Annotated in this window: 19 protein-coding genes, 1 tRNA gene and 1 riboswitch; of the genes, 5 read left to right on the top strand and 15 right to left on the bottom strand. The window is 42.4% G+C overall.

From position 1 onward, the window contains the following. Window positions 1-220 precede the first annotated feature (220 nt). Both IEV61_RS20100 and IEV61_RS20095 read left to right on the top strand, forming a co-directional pair. Window positions 221-296: transfer RNA gene (locus tag IEV61_RS20100), tRNA-Lys, on the top strand. Between the two features lie 181 nt (window positions 297-477). After that, on the top strand, window positions 478-1,863 hold the full coding sequence (locus tag IEV61_RS20095) for a phage integrase SAM-like domain-containing protein (protein ID WP_188418870.1): 1,386 nt from the start codon (window positions 478-480) through the stop codon (window positions 1,861-1,863). A gap of 171 nt (window positions 1,864-2,034) precedes the next feature. On the opposite strand, the gene metE is transcribed toward IEV61_RS20095, so the two are convergent. Continuing rightward, entirely contained in the window at window positions 2,035-4,341 is a 2,307-nt protein-coding gene (metE, locus tag IEV61_RS20090; protein WP_188418868.1) for a 5-methyltetrahydropteroyltriglutamate--homocysteine S-methyltransferase, read from the bottom strand. A 183-nt stretch (window positions 4,342-4,524) separates the two neighbouring features. Next, window positions 4,525-4,711: riboswitch (cobalamin riboswitch) on the bottom strand. Between the two features lie 173 nt (window positions 4,712-4,884). On the opposite strand from metE, the gene IEV61_RS20085 reads away from it, so the two are divergent. Together IEV61_RS20085 and IEV61_RS20825 are read left to right on the top strand one after the other, a co-directional pair. Further along, complete coding sequence (locus IEV61_RS20085; protein ID WP_188418866.1) at window positions 4,885-5,346, top strand: Lrp/AsnC family transcriptional regulator; 462 nt, start codon at window positions 4,885-4,887, stop codon at window positions 5,344-5,346. Between the two features lie 652 nt (window positions 5,347-5,998). Then, on the top strand, window positions 5,999-6,238 hold the full coding sequence (locus tag IEV61_RS20825; protein WP_373867859.1) for a Na+/H+ antiporter NhaA: 240 nt from the start codon (window positions 5,999-6,001) through the stop codon (window positions 6,236-6,238). A gap of 426 nt (window positions 6,239-6,664) precedes the next feature. Here IEV61_RS20825 and IEV61_RS20075 read toward each other — a convergent pair whose 3' ends face one another. Together IEV61_RS20075 and IEV61_RS20070 are read right to left on the bottom strand one after the other, a co-directional pair. Continuing rightward, complete coding sequence (locus tag IEV61_RS20075) at window positions 6,665-7,339, bottom strand: hypothetical protein (protein WP_188418862.1); 675 nt, start codon at window positions 7,337-7,339, stop codon at window positions 6,665-6,667. Beyond that, on the bottom strand, window positions 7,323-8,795 hold the full coding sequence (locus IEV61_RS20070) for an aspartate kinase (RefSeq protein WP_188418860.1): 1,473 nt from the start codon (window positions 8,793-8,795) through the stop codon (window positions 7,323-7,325). Before IEV61_RS20070 ends, IEV61_RS20075 begins: the two co-directional genes overlap by 17 nt. Before the next feature lie 336 nt (window positions 8,796-9,131). On the opposite strand from IEV61_RS20070, the gene IEV61_RS20065 reads away from it, so the two are divergent. Beyond that, a complete protein-coding gene (locus IEV61_RS20065) occupies window positions 9,132-11,081 on the top strand; it encodes a KUP/HAK/KT family potassium transporter (protein WP_188418858.1) in 1,950 nt (649 codons plus the stop codon). Window positions 11,082-11,094: 13 nt separating this feature from the next. On the opposite strand, the gene IEV61_RS20060 is transcribed toward IEV61_RS20065, so the two are convergent. From IEV61_RS20060 to IEV61_RS20005, 12 genes are all read right to left on the bottom strand, one after another. Beyond that, window positions 11,095-11,667 carry a hypothetical protein gene (locus tag IEV61_RS20060; protein WP_188418856.1) on the bottom strand — a complete coding sequence of 191 codons (573 nt, stop codon included), beginning with the start codon at window positions 11,665-11,667 and terminating at the stop codon, window positions 11,095-11,097. A gap of 5 nt (window positions 11,668-11,672) precedes the next feature. Next, window positions 11,673-13,430, bottom strand: coding sequence for a sensor histidine kinase (locus IEV61_RS20055; RefSeq protein ID WP_188418854.1), 1,758 nt, complete (start codon window positions 13,428-13,430; stop codon window positions 11,673-11,675). Then, window positions 13,427-14,560, bottom strand: coding sequence for a sensor protein KdpD (locus IEV61_RS20050; RefSeq protein WP_188418852.1), 1,134 nt, complete (start codon window positions 14,558-14,560; stop codon window positions 13,427-13,429). Before IEV61_RS20050 ends, IEV61_RS20055 begins: the two co-directional genes overlap by 4 nt. Window positions 14,561-14,634: 74 nt before the next feature. Then, window positions 14,635-15,717: a porin gene (locus IEV61_RS20045; RefSeq protein WP_188418851.1), complete on the bottom strand. Its 1,083-nt coding sequence runs from the start codon at window positions 15,715-15,717 to the stop codon at window positions 14,635-14,637. Between the two features lie 69 nt (window positions 15,718-15,786). Beyond that, window positions 15,787-16,353 carry a K(+)-transporting ATPase subunit C gene (locus IEV61_RS20040; RefSeq protein WP_188418850.1) on the bottom strand — a complete coding sequence of 189 codons (567 nt, stop codon included), beginning with the start codon at window positions 16,351-16,353 and terminating at the stop codon, window positions 15,787-15,789. 14 nt (window positions 16,354-16,367) lie between these two features. Further along, window positions 16,368-18,401, bottom strand: a complete 2,034-nt coding sequence (kdpB, locus tag IEV61_RS20035) for a potassium-transporting ATPase subunit KdpB (RefSeq protein ID WP_188418849.1) — start codon at window positions 18,399-18,401, stop codon at window positions 16,368-16,370. An 8-nt stretch (window positions 18,402-18,409) separates the two neighbouring features. Next, window positions 18,410-20,128, bottom strand: a complete 1,719-nt coding sequence (kdpA, locus tag IEV61_RS20030; protein WP_188418848.1) for a potassium-transporting ATPase subunit KdpA — start codon at window positions 20,126-20,128, stop codon at window positions 18,410-18,412. 10 nt (window positions 20,129-20,138) lie between these two features. Beyond that, entirely contained in the window at window positions 20,139-20,216 is a 78-nt protein-coding gene (kdpF, locus tag IEV61_RS20820) for a K(+)-transporting ATPase subunit F (protein WP_157540818.1), read from the bottom strand. A 254-nt stretch (window positions 20,217-20,470) separates the two neighbouring features. Continuing rightward, the gene (locus IEV61_RS20020; protein ID WP_188418847.1) at window positions 20,471-21,820 is read right to left on the bottom strand and encodes a sigma-54-dependent transcriptional regulator; all 1,350 of its coding nucleotides are present in this window, start codon (window positions 21,818-21,820) and stop codon (window positions 20,471-20,473) included. A gap of 43 nt (window positions 21,821-21,863) precedes the next feature. Then, on the bottom strand, window positions 21,864-22,766 hold the full coding sequence (locus IEV61_RS20015) for a prohibitin family protein (protein WP_188418846.1): 903 nt from the start codon (window positions 22,764-22,766) through the stop codon (window positions 21,864-21,866). A gap of 485 nt (window positions 22,767-23,251) precedes the next feature. Beyond that, the gene (locus IEV61_RS20010) at window positions 23,252-23,722 is read right to left on the bottom strand and encodes a hypothetical protein (RefSeq protein WP_188418845.1); all 471 of its coding nucleotides are present in this window, start codon (window positions 23,720-23,722) and stop codon (window positions 23,252-23,254) included. A gap of 14 nt (window positions 23,723-23,736) precedes the next feature. Continuing rightward, entirely contained in the window at window positions 23,737-24,111 is a 375-nt protein-coding gene (locus IEV61_RS20005; RefSeq protein WP_188418844.1) for a hypothetical protein, read from the bottom strand. Window positions 24,112-24,308 lie beyond the last annotated feature (197 nt).

The following is a 24,308-nucleotide window of genomic DNA, read 5'->3' as shown; positions in this document are numbered from 1 at the left end:
ATAACGTCAAAAATACATGAAAGACACATCCTAAAGACTGCAACTATGGTAAACAGAATCTTTAAGATTGAACTATAGTTCATTAATTTTAACTCGGTTAATCTGTTTGTAAATCTTAAACGGGCGTTTTGATCAATCAAAGTAAAATTACAGATTGTCAACTTTAAAAGTTACAAAATGTACTTTTAAACGTTATATTTGCATCCCGGAATAAACGAATGACTTCTTAGCTCAGCCGGTAGAGCAACTGACTCTTAATCAGTGGGTCCGGAGTTCGATCCTCCGAGGGGTCACCAAAAAAAAGCTGCCTTTAAAGGCTAAAAAGGAGCTTTACAGTACATAAGGGCACTTTTGAGTGCCCGCTTATCTTTAACTGACGTCCGTCGGTTTCTTAAGATTATCATATTTTTTTGTTTAACTTAACGTAAAAGCGTCACAAATACGTCACGAAGCTTTTGCGTTCAAAAAATTTATGCAATGGCTACTGTATGTGCTAAGGTATATGAACACCATAAAAAAAATGATGGATCATATAATGTCAAGATTCGCATTTTCCATAAAGGCGAAAAAAAATATTTAGATACTCCGTTTTTCTTAACTGCGAAGCAGCTTACCAAAGGCTTTGAGATCAAAGATGTCTTCGTTAAAAAATCGGTTCAAACTCTTATTGATAATTACAGAAAGGAAATTCATGGGTTAGAAGATCGCCTTCAGTTATTTTCTATCGATGAGCTTAAATGTTTTCTTGAGGAAAAAGATGAGGATATTGATTTTATAAAATTTTGTGACAAGCATATCGATCAATTAAGGGCGGACAAGAGAATGGCAACCGCAGCTAACCATACTACTGTAAGAAATAGCTTAGTTGATTATTTCAAGAAAGATGTTGTTTCCATTAGAGAAATAACTTCTCAGTTTCTAAGGCTTTATGAACGGCATTTGAGAAGGCCAAGAAAGGTCACACGCTTAAATCAGTTCAAAGAAGAGGTTACTGTTTTGAAAGAAGGTATAAGTGATCAAAGTCTATATAACTATACAAGAGACCTACGTACTTTATTTAACGAGGCTAAAAGAACTTATAATAATGATGATCTTGGGCTCATAAGAATCACACATTATCCTTTTACTAATTACACGATGGTTAAACCTCCCGTAACAAGAAAAAGAAACCTATCAATAGAACAAATTAAATCAATCAGGGATTGCAATTGCGTCCCTGGCAGTCGTGCAGAATTAGCAAGAGACCTTTTCATGCTAAGTATTTATATGTGCGGCATGAATGCAGTGGACTTTTACAACTTTTTAACTGATGGCAGCAAAGAAAGATTAGAGTATAACAGGTCAAAAACTGCAGGCCAAAGACATGACAACGCCTTTATTAGCATAAAGGTTGTTAGCGAGGCAACAGATTTAGTTAAAAAATATGGTGGAACTTTTAAAAAAAGATACACCAATTACAGAGGGCTGGACAAAGCACTTAGTAAAGGATTTTCGATTCTGTGTGAACAGCTTCAACTTAAAGGCGTGACATTTTATTGGGCTCGTCATTCCTTTGCGAATTTGGCTTACAATACGTGTAAGTTAAGTAAAGATCATATCGCCCAAGCTCTGAATCATGTGGATAATGGACACAAAACAACTGACATTTACATTCAGAAAGACTGGTCAATAATTGATGAAGTACAGCGCACCGTCCTTGATTTATTAGGATCACCAGAACTGAATTTCAGTGACAATTCAAAACATTCGCCTGTGCTTTCAAATGAAGATCTATCATTTTTAAGTTCACTAGTTTTCTCTAATCATTTAGATTTAGACACAAGAAAAAAAGTCATGGAATTACACGCCAAACTAACACTATAATTAATGGAAAATAAGGGCGCCTAGAGGGAGTTGAATTCGCCTAAGAGAATTTGATAGCTAGGTATTCAGTGCGCCAACTTGAAATGTTTTCTTAATATTACATATATGTATATAAATAACTTCCCTGTGTCAACAAGAAATGCGGACGGATAGTCCACCCGCACTTTATCATCAAATTACGCTTTCTGTGCTAATTTGCTTCCTGGCTTGCCGGGCCGCCGCAACCATGTTCTCCAAAGCCGCTTTAGTCTCCGGCCATTTACGGGTTTTCAGGCCGCAATCAGGGTTTACCCATAAATGCCGGGCTGGTAACAGATCTGCCGCTTTGGTAAGCAGCGCTACCATCTCTTCAGTGGTTGGTACTCGTGGAGAATGAATGTCATATACGCCTGGGCCTATCTCATTAGGATATTCAAAGTGAGCGAAGGCATGCAATAGTTCCATTTGTGAACGTGAGGTTTCGATAGTAATCACATCCGCATCCATGGCTGCAATATGCTCAATGATGTCGTTAAACTCGCTGTAGCACATGTGGGTATGAACTTGTGTTTCATCTTTTACACCACTTGCCGTTATGCGGAATGCTTTTACCGCCCAATCCAGGTAATGCAGACGTTTTGCTTTACGCAAAGGCAATCCTTCACGAATAGCGGCCTCGTCAATTTGAACCATGCCGATACCGGCTGCTTCTAATGCCAATACTTCATCATGAATGGCCAGGGCAATTTGGTTAGTGGTCACATCTCGTGGCTGATCGTCGCGTACGAAGGACCATTGCAGAATAGTCACAGGCCCGGTTAGCATACCTTTCATAGGTCTGTCGGTTTGGCCAGCAGCAAAGGTGCTCCAGCGCACGGTCATATTCTGAGGACGGCTAACGTCGCCATAGATCACCGGCGGCTTAACGCATCGGCTACCGTAGCTTTGTACCCAGCCATATTTAGTGAACAGAAAACCATCGAGCTGCTCGCCAAAATATTCCACCATATCGTTACGCTCAAATTCACCGTGCACTAATACATCCAAACCAATCTCTTCCTGCCAGCGGATCGATTCGACGGTAGCTTGTTCAATTGCTGATTCGTATTGCTCCAAAGTAAGTTCGCCTTTTTTAAATTTGGCACGCAGTTGACGGATATCGTCTGTTTGCGGGAATGAGCCAATGGTAGTTGTAGGAAACGAAGGCAGGTTAAAACGTTTATGTTGTAATTGCTGACGGATTGGAAACGCACTACTGCGGGTAGCATCTGCTTCGGTGATAGCTGCAACACGTTCTTTTATTGTTTGTTTATGAACTTTTTGTGATGCACGGCGTCCTTCAATGGACGTTTTATTGGCATTTAATAATTTGAGGTTGCCTGCTATGATCTGTTTTAGTTCGGCTACCTCGTTCAGTTTCTGTTCGGCAAAAGCCAACCAATCTTTAATCTCAGGGTCAATGGTTGTTTCTACTTCGATATTTATAGGGCTATGAAGCAACGAACATGACGGAGCTATAATAACCCTATCAATACCCAATTTTTCAACAGCTTTGCTAATGTGTTGCAACGACTTTTCGTAATCGTTTTTCCAAACATTACGACCGTCAACGACACCTAACGAAAGCTGTAAATTGTCCGGGATAAGGGACAGTACTTCCTCCAATTGTTCCGGCGCACGTATGAGGTCGATATGCAACGCTGTAACGGGAAGATTAACAGCTAATTGCGTATTATCCAGCAATCCCTCAAAATAGGTAGCCACCAATAGCTTGATACCACTTACGCGGTTAGCAATGGCACGGTACGCATAGTCAAATGCTTCCTTATCCTTTTTCGAAAGGTCAAGCGCCAGGCAGGGCTCGTCTAATTGTATCCATGTTGCACCCTGTTGCTTCAGGCGGTTAATGATCTCTATGTAAACAGGTACTAAGTTTTTAACAAGGTCTATGCGTTCAAATCCTTCCTCTTTCTCTTTACCCAGCAACAAATAACTTACAGGACCTAATAATACAGGTTTGGCTTTAGCGCCCAATTGTTGTTTGGCAATACTGTATTCAGCAAAGATCTTCTCAGAGAATATTCTGAATTCCTGTTTAGCGGTGAATTCGGGTACGATATAATGGTAATTGGTATCCAGCCACTTAGTCATTTCCATAGCAGTAATATCCAAACCGTCTTTTTGATAACCGCGGGCCATTGCAAAGTATAGATCAATTTCGCTGTTGGTCTTTACTAGCGATAATACCGGTGCATAGCGTTGAGGGATCACGCCGAGGACCAGGCTGGTGTCGAGCACCTGGTCGTAAAAGCTAAAATCATTACAGGGAATGAGGTCTATACCGGCATCTGCCTGAGTCTGCCAGTTCTCTTCTTTGATCTTACGGGCAACGTCGTTCAGTTCGCTCAGGTTAATCTTTCCCGCCCAATACTGTTCGCAAGCTTTTTTGAGTTGTCGTTGGCCACCGATACGTGGGTAGCCGAGGTTTTGTGTTAGCATGTTTTCAACTTTTTAAATGGTTAATCGTCATCGTAAAAGTTCTTTTCAATTCCAATATGCTATGTATCGAAACAAAGGGGCGAGAGATATGCGTACATGCGAACAGGACACAATAAACCTCATCGGTTTTTGAGAATCCGTATGATATACATTAATCTGACCTAAGCTTCTTATCGCGAAAGCATTGTCAATTCAAATTAGGCAGGTATCCTGACTTGTAACGGCTTTTATCGTCCTTCCCGCCTTATGGCAGTGGAACACTTGGATAAAACCCTTGGTTAAGTTACTTACAGTTGCGCGACAGTCCGTGATTTACACACGGTTCCCTACTAATTCACAGCTAAGTAAAACCTAATTTGATCAATGAAATATGTAAAGAACTTAATCTACTGCGACCAGTTATATACTCTGGCAAAGTTATTTTTACATAAATTAATAACTACATTCTTCGATTAATAAGATATAATCACCTTAAAGTTTGATAATTTTAGTGAAATTCGCTTTTGGCTGATTAATTTTGATCCCATAAGAGCGTTTTATACTATGGAAGAACTTGATGAGACCGATCTGCTGCTTTTAAAAATATTGGGGAAGGATTCCAGTCATACTATTAAACAGTTAGCATCTCAGGTCAACCTGTCGCCAACGCCGGTATTGCAACGGGTGCGACGGCTGGAAAACAACGGGTATATCAAAAAATATATCGCTTTACTTGACCCTGCAAAATTCAGCCAGGGGTTCATTGTTTTTTGCAACATAAAGCTCAAACAGCATGACCGAAAAATTGGTCATCATTTCGTTACCGACATTATGAAGATTGATGAGGTTATAGAATGTTATAACATTTCTGGCGAATACGATTTCCTCCTTAAAGTATTTGCGAAAGATATGAAGCACTACCAGGATTTTGTATTCAATAAATTAGGCTCGGTTGATAGCATTGGCAGTACCCACAGCACTTTCGTGATGGCAGAGATCAAAAACCTGCATAATATCAATTTCTGATAAATTGAAGAAAAGTTCAAACATACCTAAGAAAAACTGTGCTTAAGGAAATTTGCGCAGGCTTTATGCCAGACAGTCGAGCTTTGATATAATGACGATTTTTTGTTTTGAGCTCCGCGGTGTTAAGATTGTTGATTTTAAACTTTAGCAATAAGATTAAACCTTTCTTACTAAACATCATCATATGATCAACATCTCTACCCTAAGTTAGTGTAACTTAAGTAATCAGGAAGAATTCTGTTATACTAGAATCAAACAAGATAGCGACTAATTGTTAAATATTCCGTATCACAATTAATCGTCGTGCATACCTTCAAATAGGAACAACTTAGTTACAGGTGGAAATCATTCGATTCATCTATACAGCGGCGAGATATGGGTGGCAATCGGGCTTGGGAGTGAATATCTTACCGATTTAGTATTAAAGCAGGGTTTTTATACATAGCAACCCACCATAGCCGGCATTTTGGGCTTTATTATGTGGGCAATTTAATCCGTCTATGAAAATTTCATCTATCAATGTGTCGGTTTTGTCATCACTTACTTGTAAGATGATTCTTAGATTGGTTAATGTTGTTAGCTTTCGTTATTCTGCGTTTCCACTCGCTAATTTTGGCATTGAAATAGGTCATGATTTTTTTGAAGCAAACATATCAGCGCTGTAAGACTTGGGGCAATTGCCGGACTTGTCTTGGCAAAATTCGTCGCCGTGTTTTCGTTTACTTGGTTAATGGTAAAACATAAAATACCTTCACTTCCTGAAGGAGCAACATGGAGTCACATAAGAGGCATTGCCATGTTTGCTGGAATTGGCTTCACGATGTCATCATTAATCACTTCTTTGGCATTCAAGATCCGGATCAAATCAAAAAGACAAAATACGGCATCTTAACCGCTTCTATTATTTCAGGCTTTTCCGCAGCATGGTGCTCCGCAAAACGGCGAAAGCTTGATATAGCAGCTAATATTTAGGCTTCTCTGCTTGAAAGGTTTGTGCAAATAAAAGGGTATTAAATGCTTCCAAGCATTTTGTCATTATTGAAAACACCTTACCATAATGGTAAGGTGTTTCAGATTTACATATCATAACGAGATTTTAATTCATTGATTTCCAGTACCATATTTAGAAAATTATTAATAGGCATTATGTTGGATAACAATATAGAAAACATAGTTATGAATATTCAGATTCAAAACAGATCCCGTTCAGCACAAGCACAGAGGGCTCACCTAAAAAGACTCGCACGAGTTCGCATGAAGTTGACCACTGTACACCTGTTGATCTTCGCATTGGTTGTGGTTTTGATCTTTGGAGCCATTATGAAGTCGTTGACTCAATAAAGCTTGCGGATTTAGTATCATCATCAAGACAGGCTTTAGCCTTTCTTATGTAAACCTCGGTTTGTTTTTTGTCCAAAATAGTTCTACCGAGCAGCATGATACCATAAGCAAAAAGTAAACCTGTGACCGGAAAAAGCCAGCCCAAAATGTGAATCTGTTGAACGCTCTCATGGTACCAGAATAAAAATGAACAAAGAATCAAAATAAACAGGTAAACTTTGATCATTACAGTGCCACGCATTAGACTGAGTCGGTAATTCTCCCAATGCTTATTTTCAAGACCACTGCCTTCTTCCGATTTCTGTTTACGATGATCAAGTAAGTGAACACCGATAAATACGATGCAGGAAAAAACCAACAGGAAGATTGTGACCCCGGAAAACCAAGCATTTTTCACAATGAGCGTATTAAAGCGTAAAGACACGAATAAAAAAAGTATAAAGGTGCAGCAGACCGTCACGTCATAATAAAGCAACCGATAATCCAACTTATAACATTGTAGCCGAAGCCAGGTAAGAAAGTTATTGATATTCTTTTTTTCCGGGTCTGTATCAGGAAAACAGGTCAATGGGCACTTTTCGGTTCGAATGATTTCTTTTAGCTCGTTCAGGTGCTTCAGGGATAATTCGGTTCGTTTAAGCTTGTTTTTCATAGACTACATCTGATCTGTTTTCTCCCATTACGCTGCTCAGCGCGATCACCGCCCGGCGATAACTTTCCCTGGCCACTAAAAATTGTATATTGACTTTTCGTAGCGCAAAACCAGCACTTTTGATATTGATACCCTCAGCAGCAAGTGCAGCAGCGCTTTTTGCCAGCAAGCCGGGCCGGTCCATATTGGAGCCAAGCAGGCAAACCATAGCGGTTGGCTCTACCGTAACCTTTTCAAACCGGTCGGCAAGATCATGCAAAAGTTTTTTGCTGTAATCTTTTTCCCATATCACTGTAGAAATACTGTTGGCGCTTGTTGCCTTAAAGGTATAGCTGATATGATGATCTGAAAAAACCTGCATAATATGCAGATCGCTTCCGACGGCCCCAACCATATTAGGATCATAAACATCAATGATAAGCAGTTTATCTGTACCGGTGATAATTTCAACGCGCTTATGCTCGCTGACATAATCTCTGGTAATTAGCGTACCTGGATGGGAAGGTTCAAATGTGTTTTTTATTCGAAGGTCTATATTTCCGATCTCCAATGGTTTTGATGCCTTTGGATGAATAGCCTCCATTCCAACATCAGCCAATTGATCGGCAATATCGTAGTTGGTAAAGCCAACTGCGCAGCAGTTTTCCTTGCCGACTATCATGGGATCTGCCGTGGATAGGTGGTATTCCTTATGGATAATGGCCTCCCTCGGTTTTAAAATTTGTGCGATTTTGCTAAAGGTCACTTCTGAATACCCGCGGTCGAACTCTCGCATGATGCCCTCTGTGCCTTTAGCATAGCCGGTCACGACACAGACCCTGTCACTGAAATTTACATGCTTGAATGCATTTTTGATACGCTGGTCTATTGTAAAAGACCGGTGGTCGTCAAAGCCGCTCAGATCGATAAGCTGTGCATTGATCCCCTTTTGCTGGAGAATATTAACCAGATTGTAAGCGGAATGGGTTTCACCGATTGAAGCTAATATCTCTCTTGCCGCCTGTAAGATTCCATCCTTACTCACATAACCCGATGAAAGAATATTAGCGAGATTCTCTAAATATTTACGGGCACGGCAGATGCGCTCTTCTAAATAATTGTTTGCAGCTTCCAGATCAAGACCAAGGCTCTCGTACCTTTTATTGATCGCCTTTAAGGCCACCACCAGTTTTTTTAATGACTGATGGAAATCCTGGTATTTTTTAATCCGGTGATAAACACCGGGTGTGCCGGTTCTTTTGTTTTCCAGCAGCAAATCCGTTACGCCTGCAAACGCAGATACTACGAACACCCTGTTATACATTGAATGCTCATCACGGCCGTAAAGAATGATGTTATTGATCACATCATTCAGCGCGCTCATGGAAGTTCCACCTATCTTTTCCAGCGTCAGGCGGTTACCGTTTAGCGTAATCTGCTTATTTGGATCAGGATCTTCTTTCGCTGGTTTATGCATGGCTATATAGGCTTACATTGTTAACGATCGACGTTCTGGTCTTACGGTACGCGCTTTTAATTAAAATATTCATGATTTTATAGAAATATTTATCTTTTAAATTAATGTATGTTTCACTGGCTTTTATTTTTCAGGAGCTATACACAGTATTGTGAGTGCATATTAAAAACCATGCCTAAAGTGACTTTAATACTGATGTACAGCGACTTGCATTTTTTCAGTTTTAACTATTCCGAAAATAACCTGCTGTTTTGAAAGGCATTTTTTCAAGATGAACCGATCGTGATTTTGCTGAACTTTAGGCTTACATTTGAGTTCATATATCGGGTATATTACATGGACGTACAGACCAATTCACAGGCTTTCCATCAGAAAATCAAAGCGGCCGGAATGCTGATCGCTATCGGTATCGTTTTCGGCGATATTGGCACCTCTCCCTTGTATACGTATAACGCATTATTCCATCCTGGCGAGGTTATCAATGAGATGAAAGCCCTGGGCGTTTTAAGCTGCGTGATCTGGACGCTTACCCTTCAAACCACCTTAAAATATATCGTTATTACCTTACAGGCTGATAACAAAGGAGAGGGTGGTATATTTTCGCTTTTTGCACTAATTAAACGTTATTACGGAAGGTGGCTCATCGTTCTGGCTATTATAGGCGGTTCTTTTCTCATTGCCGATGGCATTATCACTCCGCCTATCTCAGTTGCATCTGCTGTAGAGGGCATGCGGGCGATCTACCCAGAGATCAATACCGTACCTATTGTCATTGCTATTATCATCGGGCTCTTTGCAATCCAGCAATTCGGCACACAACAGATCGGTAAATTTTTCGGGCCGGTGATGGTGATTTGGTTCACCTTCATTGGCGCAATAGGCATCCTATCGCTTGTCCATAATCCGTCTGTGTTAAGGGCATTTAATCCGGGCTATGCTTATCAGCTTTTAGTTCATTATCCTCACGGCTTTTGGCTTCTTGGTGGTGTGTTTCTTTGTACAACCGGTGCCGAAGCCATGTACAGTGATATGGGGCACGTGGGCAGAAACAATATCAGGGTCAGCTGGATCTACATCAAGGTGGCGCTGATCTTATGCTATGCAGGACAAACCGCATGGCTGCTATCTGCAGGTCAGGCCAATGACCTGAGTCCGTTTTATAATATCGTACCAAAGGCTATTTATTTACCCGCTGTAATACTGGCGACCTGTGCTACCATTATTGCAAGCCAGGCCCTGATCACCGGTTGTTTTACTTTGGCTAATGAAGCCATTCACTTGGGATTTTGGCCAAGGCACCGCATCATATTCCCTGGAACGATACGCGGTCAACTGTACATTCCTTTCTTTAACTGGGCGTTGATGGTCTGTTGTATAGGTATGGTCCTTTACTTTAAGGAATCGAGCAAGATGGAAGCTGCATTTGGGTTATCTGTCACCTTAACCATGCTGACGACCACTATTCTGATCGCGCTTTGGCTTCGCGCAAAACGTCGCCCGATGGTGCTGGTTGTTTTGGTGGCCATCATTTTTTTGTCGGTCGAATTTTCTTTCCTGATCGCTAACCTGCAAAAGATTAAAGAAGGTGGCTGGATCATGCTGGTCGTTGGTGCATTGCTTACCGGCATAATGCTGGTGTGGAGGAGCGGAAGGTTACAGCAGAAAAGTATGGTTTCTTTTCGCGAGCTCGATAACGGCGACCTTGCTAAATTGGTTGAACTTAGTCATCAGGAACAAATCAGCAGTTATGCGACCAACCTGATCTATCTGACCGCCTCCAGTGAACCGAATGAAGTCGAAGATAAGACCATCAGGTCGATTTTCGCCAATCCAATTAAAAAGGCAGATGTCTATTGGTTTTTCCATGTAGATATTGCCGATGAGCCCTACACGCTGCAATATTCGGTCACTCCCTTGTCGACAAATGACGTTTATCACGTCAACCTAAAGCTGGGCTTCCGGGTACAGCCAAGGGTGGACTTGTTTTTCAGGATGATCGCACAGGAGCTGCTCGCCAGCGGTGAACTGCAGTTGGACAAAACACCGATCATGCACTTTGCTGCCAATGAAATCGGAGACTATAAATTTGTCATCATCAATTCCTATCTTTCTTTCGACAATGATCTGCCGTTCTGGAAAGCTTTGCTGATTAAAAGTTATTACAATTTGAAAGGGATCGGTGTCTCTGATGATGTAAACTATGGATTAGATGCCAGCAACGTCGTTTTAGAAAAATATCCACTCCTGTTCACTAATCGGCCACCATTAAACTTAAAGCGGATCTGACCTATAATCATACCTAGATATCCTCCTCGTCCATCGCATTAATTCCAGTCAAAAGTTTTTGGCGACGGTTGAAGCATTGATAGAGGGAATAGGAACCCATCAAGTACATGACCAGGGTCACGGGTGAGTTAATATCGATGACCTTCTGCACAGGTACCAATTCTGTGGTTTCATAAAAGGCATAGCCTGCTACTAAAATAAGCGTATAAGCTGTAATATAACCAATAATCAGCCCGATCTGCTTTTCCATAATTCCCACTTTGTATTGCAGTAAGGTCTTGATGCGTCCCCATTCGGGTGGCCCCAATGTAACACCCGCTCTCCATTGCCAAACTAAAAATCCGGCAAAGGCTCCAAAAATTACTGCAAAGATAATTTTGAGTGAAGTCAACGCCGTCGGGTCATCACCTTTATAAAGATTAATGGTTCTCACGATGATCATCACAAAATTAATGAGAATAGCCACATTCGCCCACAACAACAAATTATGAAAACGGTCATAGTGAGCTTCCATATAAACTTCCAGCTTCTCATCAGAATCGATCCTTATCCGGTCGTTCTCATCAAACAGATCTTTTACATCCATAATATCTATGCCTCTGATGCAGGTAACTGGAAATAAAAACGGCTTCCTTCTCCCAATGCACTTTCCACGCCTATTTTGCCTTGCTGCACTTCTATAAAATCTTTGGAGATAGCCAGCCCTAACCCGGAACCGGATTTATTCTGTCCATCAGTGGGCACCTGGAAATAGCGATCAAATAATCGTTTTTGAAACTGCTCGTCGATTCCTTTACCAAAATCTTTCACCGAAAACTCGACAAATCCTCCGCGCTTGGCCAGCTGAATAACGACCCTCGACTTTTCTGAACTGTAACGCAAGGCGTTGGAAAGGAAATTAACCAATACCCAGGCTGTTTTCTCTACGTCCACCTGAACCTTCGGAAGACCGGGAGCCGTGATCACTTCCAATTTAACTTCTTTTTGCTCCGCCTGGAATTTTACAGAATCAACGGCATATTTAACGATCTGCTCAGGTTCGGCAGGTATGTAGTTAAGCTGTATATTGCCGGTCTCCACCTGCGAAAGTTCTAAAAGTTCACTGGTGATCTTTAATAACCTGCTGGCATCCTCACTGATGTGATCTACGAGTTGCCGCTGTTCGGGGTTGATAGCACCGACCCGCTGGTCATTCAGTAATTTCAAACTCAACCTGATGGAAGAGATCGGGGTTTTTAGCTCGTGAGAAATGGTTGCAATGAAATTGGTCTTCGCTTCATCCCTTTCCTTGAATGTGGTTATATTCGTTAAGATATAAACCTTTCCGGCAGACTTGGCGGCGGTGCGGATCGCACCTTGCTGGCTATCCAGGTTAGGCACCGATATATCCCTGGTCTGCAACTCAAAATATGACTCCCTGCCGTCAAGTACAATCTTGAAAGGTTTTAATATTTTTTGATCCTTGTCAAGGATAGAACGGAACAGGTCATTACTTTTTGCAATGTCATCTGCTTTGGTACCAATCACTTTTTCTTGTGTGATACTTAAAGTTTTTCGTGCAGCATCATTCGTGAACAGGATCTCCCCGTCTGCATCCACACCGATGATCGCATCCTGCATCTGTTCAATGATCGCCTCGATGCGGCGCTTTTCAGACAAAACAGTGGCCAGATTGCTGTTTTCCCACTCGTTCAATCGCTCAGCCATCGAATTGAATGCCGATGCCACATGGGCAAATTCATCATTCTGTTGAAAGTTCAGCCGCTTGTTATAATTACGCTGACTGATCTCCTGTATCCCTTCAAGTAACCCTTTGAGCGGATTAGCGATGAATCCCGGAAAGTTGACACTAAAGCTAAATAAGACTAAAAAAGTAAATGTTGCTGCAAAACCGAGGATCAGCGTCGCCTTATTTACTGCATTGTTCGCCAGTTCATGTTTACGAACAATAGCCTTCATATTCAGTCTTTCGATCTCACGCAGGTGCAACCTGATCTTGCGTTCCAACAGGCGTTGATCTCCGATACCCGACCCCGGTAGCTTTAATTGATCGAAAACTTTTCGCAGGCTGGCTACCGCTTCCATTTCACCTTTTTCGGTGATATTATGTTCTTCTTTGACCAGTTGTCTTTCAAATTTTGCAAGCGCATCAGTGCTCAATGGAAGATCATTGTCATCCATTATCGTACGCATATCGCGCGTATAATTCAGGGTCTCATAATTATCCTTCAGGATCACTTTTGAACTTCCGGATATTTGCTGGATATAATAAAGGGATATGCCGCCAAATAATAGGACAACGACAAAAAGAAAGCCGAATCCCAGGCGGAGTTTGGTTTTTATTTTCATGACAATATAACTAAGTCAGTTTCTGTGGCGGATAAGTTTTTGAGCAGTTCGTTGAAAATGGCGGTTTTGATGATCACCTGGAAAAGGCTTAAATGTGGTTTACCGATGCATATGGTGGTGACCTCTCTTTCCCGCGCTACCTGCATAATGGTTTGGGTAATTTGATCACTTTTCATTTTAAGTACCTCGGCACCAAGTTCTGTGGCCAATTTGAAATTGTTGATCAGAAAGCGCTGTTTGTCTAATTTGATCCTGTCCATGCTTTCATTGCTGCTTTGCACGTAAAGCACGATCCAGGGAGAACGGTAGTAGGAAGCAAGCCTTGCGGTCTTCCGGATAACTACCTTTGCTGTCTCTGCATTCGAAGATATACAGGCAAGGAATTTTTCGGGCCGGAGCTTGATCTGCTTGGGTACTTCGATATCGATCTTGCGTTCCAGGTGGTGAGCTACCTCCTTCAGGGCCAGTTCACGCAGTTGCAGAATCTTTTCGTTGCGGAAAAAATTACTGAGCGCCCGTTCAATTTTCGCCTTTTCATAGATCTTGCCTTCTTTGAGCCTCTCTATCAATTCATCTGCGGTTAAGTCAATATTAACGATCTCGTCTGCAATGTCTAAGATCTTGTCGGGGATACGCTCTGTGATCAGGATACCCGTAATCTTTTCTACATCCTCGTTCAAACTTTCCAAATGCTGGATATTGACCGCGGTAATAACACTGATCCCCGCCTCCAGGATGTCCATTACATCCTGCCACCTTTTTGAATTCTTACTTCCTTCAATGTTAGTATGCGCCAATTCATCCACGATAACGACCTCCGGGTGTCGGTTGATCACCGTTTGCACATCCAGTTCTTCCAGTTCTTTACCTTTATAAAAGGTTTTTCGTCGTACAATAACAGGAAGACCGGCCAGCAAGGCATGAGTTTCCGCACGCATATGCGTTTCAATATAGCCGATCTGTATATCGATCCCATTTTTAAGCAGTGCGTGAGCTTCCTGTAGCATACGGTAGGTTTTACCCACACCTGCGCTCATACCGATATAAACCTTCAGTTTTCCTCGTCTTGAGCGTTTCACCAGCTCAAGGAAGTCTTTTACCGACCCGTCTTTGTGTTCTTCCTCTGGCATAATTGGCTTCTTCCCTCCATCAAAATACAAACAAGGGTAGGTTCACACCCACCCTTGTTAAATCACTTATTATGTTAAAATGAGACTGCAAAACTTGCTGTGATGAGCGGATTGGTGTTGACCAGGCTTCCCTGTTTAACAAATATGTCATCCTTGCTATCGTAAACTTTTCCCTCTAGCCTGATCAGCGCATTACTAACCGGGGCATAATCCAGGTTCAAGGAATATCCGGTTGTCCTGAAGCCGTTAGGTGTACCGGTGGCAATGATCGCTCCATCCTTATCCTGATAATACTCTACCCGGCCAGCCACCGCCCATTTGCCTGCAAACTGGTAGCGTGCAATGGCAACAGGGGAAATGATGTGGTTGGTTTCATCGCTGCCTTTTTCCTTTTGTTGTGTACCATAATCAAAACCAGCTGTCAGTCCGAAAGCATTCGTTATTTGGAATATTCCATAAAAGTTATGGTAGAAACGACGTACCCGTACGGTATCCGCACCCTCGGTGCCTAAATAATTACTGTAATTCAGCGTGATCTTGTCTGTTGGTTTATAATAGACTTGCAGACCTCCGGCGGGTTTGCTGTTACCGTTCTGGCGGTTAATCCGTTGCCAGCCGTTCAGGTACAAACCGGTAAGCGTTAATTTACCATCGTTCGTGATATAGGTCAGCTTTGCACCTGATTCATAGTAAGGCGTATTTTCAGATGAAATATTACGGGTAAGCACCCAGCAGTCTTTAGATATGGCGCTTTCAAAACCAATATGTGAAGCAAAAATACCACCATCAACCCATAGGTTGGCTGTTTTTGATAACTTAAAGCCAGCATTTGCTTCAAAAACGTTTTTTAACACACCTTGTTCGGCGGCAAGGTTTGCATTAGCATAGGTACCTGCCATCAGGGCCAAATTTGCCCGTACGGTTCCATTATCATAGTTAGCCTTGATGAAACCCAAATTCAGATTCACTTCATTGTGGCGGTTGTGAGAATAAACGAAGCCGGGACGGTTGTTATCAACCGGGCGATTGAAGTCAAACCCGTAGTACAGTTCCGCATAACCGGTTATGGTCAAATTACTTGCTTTTTTAACGGTGTCCTGCGCTTTCGTAGCCAAAGCACAGCCAATAAGGGCCGCGCCCAATAGAAATTTTTTCATTTGTTTAAATAGATTAGTAAGCGCAACGGTTTCACCGTCGCGCTCGGAAGTATAGATAGATGTAGGGTATTATTTTTTGAGTGCGTCGAGCGCTACATTTAATTTAAGGACATTCACCTTTCCTGGGCCAAACATACCTGCCAAAGGTTTTTCAGTATGCTCTTCTACCAGTTTGGTTACCTGCTCTACAGACAATCCGCGGTTTTGAGCTATACGGCGAACTTGGATTGCTGCGGCGGCGGCCGAAATATCCGGATCAAGACCACTTCCCGATGCGGTCACCATATCTGCCGGTATATCTGTTTTCTTTAAATATGGATGGTACTTCAATAAGGTATCAACACGATCACTTACCTGTTTCAAATAGTCGGGGTTAGTAGGGCCTTTGTTAGAACCGGCCGAGCCGGCAGCGTTATAATCAACGGCCGATGGCCTGCCCCAAAAATATTTTGGCTGATCGAATTTTTGACCAAGAGCCGCGTAACCTACTATTTTTCCGTTTACAGAGATGGTTTCGCCGTTACCTTTTCCGGTAGAAAGCTTACCAATAAAGGCAACCAATAAAGGGTATACTACGCAAAGCAGCAAGGTTAAGGCAACTGTTAAGCGGATGGATTGTATGATGTATTTTTTCATGACTTTAACTTCAATTACATAAATAAGGCAATAACGATATCAATAATTTTGATACCGATAAAGGGAGCAATAACGCCGCCTATACCATAGATCAGCAGGTTTCGGCGTAACAGTGCGCTTGCACCGATTGGCTTGTACTCTACACCTTTTAGCGCCAGTGGGATCAGTAACGGAATGATGATCGCGTTAAAGATTACTGCAGACAGGATAGCACTTTCGGGGCTGTGCAGGCGCATAATGTTGATGCTCTGCAAGGCCGGTATAGAGGCGATAAACAATGCCGGTACGATCGCGAAATATTTGGCTACGTCATTGGCGATCGAGAACGTGGTAAGCGTACCACGGGTGATCAGCAACTGTTTACCGATCTCTACGATCTCGATAAGCTTGGTCGGGTCATTGTCCAGATCCACCATGTTACCGGCTTCCTTGGCAGCCTGAGTACCGCTATTCATGGCCACACCTACATCAGCCTGGGCAAGTGCAGGTGCATCGTTGGTACCGTCACCCATCATCGCCACCAAGCGGCCTTCAGCCTGCTCATGTTTGATATAGTTCATTTTATCCTCAGGTTTAGCCTCAGCGATAAAATCATCTACGCCAGCTTTTTGCGCTATAAATTTGGCGGTAAGCGGGTTGTCTCCTGTTACCATTACCGTTTTGATACCCATTTTACGCAGGCGTTCAAAACGTTCAGCAATACCAGGTTTGATGATATCCTGTAATTCGATCGTGCCAAGCACTTGTCCGTTTTGAGCTACAACCAATGGTGTCCCACCATTCGATGCGATCGTTTTAACTCGTTCTTCAACATCGTGCGGAACCTTCTTATCTGATTTATGTGCCAGGTTACGCATAGAGTCAAAAGCACCTTTCCGGATTTCTAAGCCATCGGGTGTATTGATGCCGCTTGAACGGGTTTCTGCTGTGAACTTGATAAATTCAGAACCTTCAGGTGCTTTTTGAGAAAAGTTGGCTTTACTTTGCGAAGCCAGTTCGATGATCGATTTTCCTTCGGGCGTTTCATCTGCCAGAGAGGACAATACAGCGGCTTTGATCAAGTCGTCTGGTGCTACATCTATGGCAGGCCAAAAGTGGGTGGCTTTACGGTTACCGATGGTGATCGTACCGGTTTTGTCCAATAGTAATACGTCAATGTCACCTGCAGTTTCTACCGCTTTACCCGATTTGGTGATCACGTTGGCCCTCAAAGCCCTGTCCATTCCCGCAATACCTATTGCCGAAAGTAAACCGCCTATCGTAGTAGGTATCAAACAAACGAATAGGGAAATAAGTGCCGCAATAGTGATGGGCGTGTTGGCATAATTAGCGAACGGCTTTAAGGTAACACAAACAATAATGAAGATTATGGTAAAGCTGGCCAGCAAAATAGTTAAGGCGATCTCATTAGGTGTTTTTTGCCTTGATGCGCCTTCTACCAATGCGATCATTTTATCCAGGAAGCTTTCGCCGGGTTCGGTGCTTACCACTACCTTGATCCTGTCTGATAGTACTTTGGTACCACCGGTAACGGATGATTTATCACCACCAGATTCACGGATAACAGGGGCAGATTCGCCGGTAATGGCCGATTCATCTATGGTGGCTAAACCTTCAACTATCTCTCCGTCTGTCGGGATAGTATCTCCGGCCTCGCAAACGAAAAAGTCACCTTTTCTAAGTTCGTTGGATGATTTCTGTACAATTGAACCATCGGCCATTAACACATTAGCAGGTGTTTCTTCGCGTGTTTTACGCAAACTGTCGGCCTGTGCCTTGCCACGTGCTTCAGCAATAGCCTCGGCAAAGTTGGCGAACAAGAGCGTAAGCAGCAGGACAATAAAAATGACTAAGTTATAAGCAAAAGAACCCTGACCGGTGTGTGTAAGACTATAGAAAGTCATATAGGCCATAATAACGGTACCCACTTCCACGGTAAACATAACCGGGTTACGCAGCATTACCTTGGGGTTCAGTTTGATGAACGATTCTTTTAGCGCGGTTTGCACTAAGGCAGGTTCAAATAATTTATTAGATTGAGATTTCATGTGTTTAATTACTTAGGCATTGAAAAGTACTCTGCAATAGGACCCAGGGCCAGTGCAGGGAAATAGGATAATGCGTTAAGGACAAGGATAACGGCAAAAGTCATGAGGCCGAATGTTACGGTGTCTGTTTTAAGCGTACCGGCAGATTCAGGTATGAACTTTTTCTTAGCCAGCAAACCGGCAATAGCAACGGGGCCTATGATGGGTAAAAATCTACCGAGAATTAATAAAAAGCCGGTGGAAACGTTCCAAAAGATGTTGTTATCACCAAGCCCTTCAAAACCGGAGCCGTTGTTGGCATTGGCCGAGGTCATCTCATACAGCATTTCGGAAAAACCGTGATAACCAGGGTTATTTAACCATGCAGACGGCTTAACAGCCCAATCGGCGTTGCCATGTGCAACAAAAACATAACTGGCCAATGCAGTACCTGCCATAATAAGGAAAGGGCTTAATAAAGTGATCAATGCGGCGATCTTCACTTCCCGTGCTTCTACCTTATGGCCTAAGAACTCCGGTGTACGGCCAACCATTAGCCCCGATATAAATACAGCAATGATGAGATAGATGAAGTAATTGAGTATACCAACCCCGCAGCCGCCGAAGAAGCCGTTGATCATCATACCCAGCAGCTGCCAGGCGCCGGTTAGCGGCATAGTACTGTCATGCATGCCGTTTACAGAACCTGTAGATACAATGGTGGTTAATGTGCTCCAGTAGCCGGTAGCCATAGGGCCTATGCGTACTTCTTTGCCTTCCATGGCACCGGAGGCCTGTTGTATGCCCATTTTGGCAATATTGGGATTGCCACCCAATTCACTGCTTATAGTTGGTATCATCAGCATGAACATGCCGACCATCATCACACCAAATATTACCCATCCCAGTTTTTTACGACGAATAAAATAGCCGAATGCAAGTATCATAGCCATTGGGATGATCATCTGCGAGATGATCTCTACCATATTGGTAAAGTAGTTAGGATTTTCTAACGGGTGGGACGAGTTGGCACCAAACCAGCCACCTCCATTAGTACCAATGTGCTTAATGGCAATCATTTGTGCGGCTGGGCCGCGTGATACATTAACTGTATCGCCTTGCAATGATATGAATTGACCCTTGCCTTCATAACTGGCAGGCGTGCCATTGAATGTAAGCAGCAGGGCCATAACAATTGATAATGGCAATAATAAACGTGTAATTGATTTTACAAAAAATTCCCAGAAATTACCCAAATTGGTGGTTGTTTTATCACGGAATGCTTTGAACAATGCCACTGCGCAGGCTATACCCGTAGCTGCACTGGTGAACATCAAAAACATGATTATAAATTGTTGGGTTAGATAGGTAAGACCACTTTCGCCCGAGTAATGCTGTAAATTACAGTTTACCACAAAACTGATAATAGTATTAAATGCCAGGTCTGGCGTCATACCCGGGTTGCCATCGGGGTTAAAAGGTAATTTGTCTTGGTATATCAATACAAAAAAGCCATATACCAGCCATAATAAATTGATGGTAAGCATTGCTTTCAGGAACTGCTTCCAATCCATGGGCTCATCCGGGCGGATGCCTGCCAGTTTAAAAATGCCGATTTCAAGCGGTTTTAAAAAATCTGTCCAAACACGCTCACCTGCGAACATCTTGGCCAGGTACCTGCCCAGCGGGATTGCAATGAGCAGGGTGATCAAAAAAGAGGCTACTATGCCTAAAAATTCTGAGTTCATTTTTCGTTAGTTAAAATTTTTCGGGTTTCAGCAGTACATAGATCATGTAAATGAAAACTGCAATGGAGATAATGAATAATGCGATCATGTTTTTTTAGATTTTTTCGAACCAGTCGACGGATTTGTAAATTAGCCACATGCAAACGAGTATGGCCAGGAATAGTAACAAGGTGATCATAGCTTTTCTATTTAATTGATAAGCTATATTCAATTGAGGTGCCATCGACAAAATCAAAATACAACCTATTGAAATACAGGTTATTAAAATAATTCGACATATTTGAGCACAAAAAAACCCTTCCATTTTGGAAGGGTCTTTTTCATTAGAGAAGGGTAACCATTTTAATTTAGCTTATATTGATCAAGCTTGCGGTATAGTGTTGTTAAACCAATGTTAAGCAGGCGGGCCGCTTCAGTCTTGTTGCCACGGACATGGGTTAGCACCTTCAAAATGTGTTGTTTCTCAATAGTTTCCAGGTCAAGTGACCCTGACCAGGTCGTATGGTGCCTGAAATCAACAGGCAATAGTTCTTCACCAATCACAGTTTCGTCCGCCAGTATCAAAACCCGTTCTATGGTATTTTTTAATTCCCGGATATTACCTTTCCAGTTGTGCGTGGTCAGTGCTTCAATAAATTCATCGCTAAAGCCATCGACCCGTTTGTTTACTTTTGCCGCAAATTCTTTCAAATAATACCTGGCGATCAGTTCAATGTCCCCTTTACGATCGTTTAGGGAGGGTAAAGTTAAAGTAAATACCGATAGCCGGTAAAACAGGTCCAGTCGAAAATGCCCTTCTTCAGCTTCCTTTTGCAGGTCGCGATTAGTGGCCGCTATAATGCGCACGTTTACTTTGGTCGTCTGGGTATCGCCCACCTTAATGAATGTCCGGCTTTCTAGTACCCGCAACAGTTTTGCCTGCAGATCCATGCTCATCTCACCCACCTCATCCAGGAATATGGTACCCTGGTCAGCCTCCTCAAAAAGCCCGCGTTTATCTTTGACAGCGCCGGTGAAAGCACCTGCCTTGTAGCCAAACAATTCACTTTCCAACAGGTCAGGCGGGAAGCTGCTGCAGTTGACCGCTACAAATGGCCGATCATGTCGGTGGCTCTCCTGGTGGATGGCCCCCGCAAATACTTCTTTTCCGGTTCCTGTTTCGCCTAACAGCAAAACGGTCGTATCAGTAGTTGATACTCTTTTCGCCATTTCTATCGACTCACGGATAGGCTTAGAACGTCCCAGGATGTTGGCGAAGCTATACCTTTCGGTTAACCTGGCCTCCATGTTTAAGATACGCATCTGTAGCTTTGCTTTTTCAGCAGCCTTGAAAACCAGCGGAATGATCTTGTCGTTATCATCACCTTTAGTAATATAATCGAAACCACCATTTTTAATAGCTCTCACTCCATCACTGATCGTACCATACGCTGTTAAGTTGATGACCTCTACATAAGGCTTTTTTTCTTTGATCTGTCTAACCAGGTCAATACCGCTTACGTCAGGTAGTTTAACATCGCTGATGACCACATGTATATCTTCAACACCGATCAATTTAAGTCCTTCTTTCCCGGTATGGGCCTGAAATACCCGAAAACCTTCAAGTTCTAAAATCCGGGTTATCAGCGCAGCTAACTTTTTTTCATCGTCGATCACCAACACGGTAGTCTGCGATTTCTCTTTCGCTTCCAATTCGTTCCTTTTTTTTAAAATTATTGATCCTTGATTATAGCTATTATTTGTCCGTAAGCATGATTGGGTTCCCTTTGCCACCCATGATTATGACCTTAGTATTAGGTGATAATGCGATCTCCTTTTGGGCTTTAATAGCTTCGTATTGTAGTTGTTTATCTGATAGCCCGGTTGACAGTATTTTTTGGTAATCTGCAATACCTTGGGCCTCAACCCGTTTACGTTCTGCTTCCTGCTTCTCCTTTTGCAGTACGAACTGCATTTTTTGAGCATCTTGCTCTGCATTGATCTTGGATTCGATACTCGCTCTCACGGAAGCCGGTAAAGTGATATTACGCACCAAAATCTGCTGCATCTCCAATCCTCGCTTATCAAAATTAGCCGCTATGGTGCGATTGATCTTATCCTGAAACTCCTGACGCTTGCCTGAGTAAAGATCCACCGCAGCGTAATTTACGGCGTTATCCCTGATAACCGTGCGGGAAATAGGCCGTACAATTTTGTCTATGTAATCCTCCCCTATATTTTGCATGATATACGGTGCTTTGACCGGGTTAACTTTATAAAGTACAGACAGATCGATGGTAACTTCCAAGCCATCAGAAGACAAGACACGAATTGCATCGTCACCTTCTTTCTGACCCTCATTACTGATTGCGCTCATCGTATAGGTTTGTGTTTGAATACTGAACATCGTAACATCAACAAATGGGTTGATGAAATGAAGCCCGCTCTCCAGTACATTATTTTGTACTTTTCCAAAAAGTGCCTGCACTCCTACCTTTCCGGGTTCGATAACTTTAAACATAGATAAAAACAGCCCTAAAGCTATAACAACAGCACCAATAGTACTTACAAGACGGCCGAAGCGGCTTGCAGCTTCGCGGGAATTTTTAAGTAAAATTCCGGCAATGAGTATGACTACTCCTAGAATGGCAATAAACATTTTGTTTGATTGAAGAGATTTGGTTTGTTAAATTTTCACATGCCATAACTTGAATAGTATAGGCACCTGTAAATCGTTTAGCCAAAGAAGTGCCAGCTCCCTTATTGAGATTTTAAGATCTGTAAATCAGCGTATTATTATTCGCGACAGTTTTCAGATATTACAATACCTTTTCAAAATGGCAGGGTGTTTACTGAAATGGGAGGGTGGAGCAGTAGTTTAAAAGAATTTATTGCCTCAGATCATTTGCAACAAAGACAGAAACTAAGTAATATTAGATATATCGACTTTTGATCCCTTTACAGCTTTTGTACAAGTGATTGGTAAACCACCACTTACCGATTTTACCAACCTATTTGAATAACTTAGCATGCATACCAATCCGTGTACCAGTTAATTTTAAGTATTGCTGCAGGCTACCAATTAGCATACAGATCACTCCTTAAGCACACGTCACACAATCATTAATGAGCAAGGCGTTCGGCTTAATTCAGCATCACCGGTAAATGCTTTGCTTTCCAGATAAAAAAGTCTAATAGTTCCTCTGAAATATCCCTCGAACAATAAAGTCTGAGCTCGGGTGTCATCTTTGCCGGATCAAGAGACATGGAATCAATAAACATCTTTTGATAACCGTCAGAATAAGTAATTTCATCAAATTCCCGCTTGAATTCGTGAAAGGCCCAGTAATCAATTGCATATCGGATGAGCTGATGCCTGAAGTAAGGCTCATATTCTATTTTTTCCGGATCTACAACGCCGAATCCGGTGATAAATTCAACATCCATAGGATTGACCTGATGAGGTCCGGTATGGTAACGACCATAGGCCAGTAAGCACCATTCCGGTACGCTTTCAGGAATTTTTTCCGTATGAATGACCTGTATTTCCAGCTTTCTTTTGGGGCAGCTCAGCAGATCATATTTTTCATGGTGGGTGATCACAAATTCTTCCATTGTAAAAAGAGGGATTATAAGTAACGTAGTCTGTCGTCTTTATGATTGTTCATGGACTGATGACTATTGAAGTTTGCTATAAAGGCTGCCAGTTGCTCCTGTTCTGAAATATCAAGATGGCTCCCATCATAGATCCAGTAACCGTTTGTGTCAAACAGGATTCGGCCGCGGCTATCTGCCTGAGAACATTCACTGGAGGCTGTATTTGGAGCAAGCCCATATCGATCAGGCTCATGGATATAGAAAAAGCCGACGTCATTCCGAAAGAGTTCATAGACAAATGGGCCGTCTTTATCTACAGGCAACGGTATAATTTTGATTATGGAAAACATTCCACTATTACTTTCAACAGGGAACGTTTCTTCCGATTTTAAAGCTGGTACTTTCATCCCTTAGTCAATTAGTGTTTTAACATCTTTCTTTATTTCGTTTACGCTGCGCAGCAGTTCCTGCATCATGGTTTGATATTCCGGGGATGTTGACCACCTAATTCCGTGGCAAAGTGACCAGGCGATTAGCTGGCGAACGATAGCAGCGAGAGCTGTAAAAGCGTTTTCAAAGTTAGTTATTAAAAGTGGTTATTGAT

Source organism: Mucilaginibacter galii, assembly GCF_014635825.1.
In the GTDB taxonomy this organism is placed as follows: Bacteria; Bacteroidota; Bacteroidia; order Sphingobacteriales; family Sphingobacteriaceae; genus Mucilaginibacter; species Mucilaginibacter galii.
Note: the sequence above shows the minus strand (reverse complement) of the source record. Positions and strands in the feature narration are given on the sequence as shown.

Excerpts from the sequence above, each read along its gene's own strand:
- IEV61_RS20075 (WP_188418862.1), bottom strand. The coding sequence starts at position 7,339 with ATGAAAAACAAGCTTAAACGAACCGAATTATCCCTGAAGCACCTGAAC.
- IEV61_RS20015 (WP_188418846.1), bottom strand. The coding sequence starts at position 22,766 with ATGTTTATTGCCATTCTAGGAGTAGTCATACTCATTGCCGGAATTTTA.
- IEV61_RS20055 (WP_188418854.1), bottom strand. The coding sequence starts at position 13,430 with ATGAAAATAAAAACCAAACTCCGCCTGGGATTCGGCTTTCTTTTTGTC.
- IEV61_RS20060 (WP_188418856.1), bottom strand. The coding sequence starts at position 11,667 with ATGGATGTAAAAGATCTGTTTGATGAGAACGACCGGATAAGGATCGAT.
- kdpB (WP_188418849.1), bottom strand. The coding sequence starts at position 18,401 with ATGAAATCTCAATCTAATAAATTATTTGAACCTGCCTTAGTGCAAACC.
- kdpA (WP_188418848.1), bottom strand. The coding sequence starts at position 20,128 with ATGAACTCAGAATTTTTAGGCATAGTAGCCTCTTTTTTGATCACCCTG.
- IEV61_RS20040 (WP_188418850.1), bottom strand. The coding sequence starts at position 16,353 with ATGAAAAAATACATCATACAATCCATCCGCTTAACAGTTGCCTTAACC.
- IEV61_RS20010 (WP_188418845.1), bottom strand. The coding sequence starts at position 23,722 with ATGGAAGAATTTGTGATCACCCACCATGAAAAATATGATCTGCTGAGC.
- IEV61_RS20095 (WP_188418870.1), top strand. The coding sequence starts at position 478 with ATGGCTACTGTATGTGCTAAGGTATATGAACACCATAAAAAAAATGAT.
- IEV61_RS20005 (WP_188418844.1), bottom strand. The coding sequence starts at position 24,111 with ATGAAAGTACCAGCTTTAAAATCGGAAGAAACGTTCCCTGTTGAAAGT.
- IEV61_RS20050 (WP_188418852.1), bottom strand. The coding sequence starts at position 14,560 with ATGCCAGAGGAAGAACACAAAGACGGGTCGGTAAAAGACTTCCTTGAG.
- metE (WP_188418868.1), bottom strand. The coding sequence starts at position 4,341 with ATGCTAACACAAAACCTCGGCTACCCACGTATCGGTGGCCAACGACAA.
- kdpF (WP_157540818.1), bottom strand. The coding sequence starts at position 20,216 with ATGATCGCATTATTCATTATCTCCATTGCAGTTTTCATTTACATGATC.
- IEV61_RS20085 (WP_188418866.1), top strand. The coding sequence starts at position 4,885 with ATGGAAGAACTTGATGAGACCGATCTGCTGCTTTTAAAAATATTGGGG.
- IEV61_RS20045 (WP_188418851.1), bottom strand. The coding sequence starts at position 15,717 with ATGAAAAAATTTCTATTGGGCGCGGCCCTTATTGGCTGTGCTTTGGCT.
- IEV61_RS20065 (WP_188418858.1), top strand. The coding sequence starts at position 9,132 with ATGGACGTACAGACCAATTCACAGGCTTTCCATCAGAAAATCAAAGCG.
- IEV61_RS20070 (WP_188418860.1), bottom strand. The coding sequence starts at position 8,795 with ATGCATAAACCAGCGAAAGAAGATCCTGATCCAAATAAGCAGATTACG.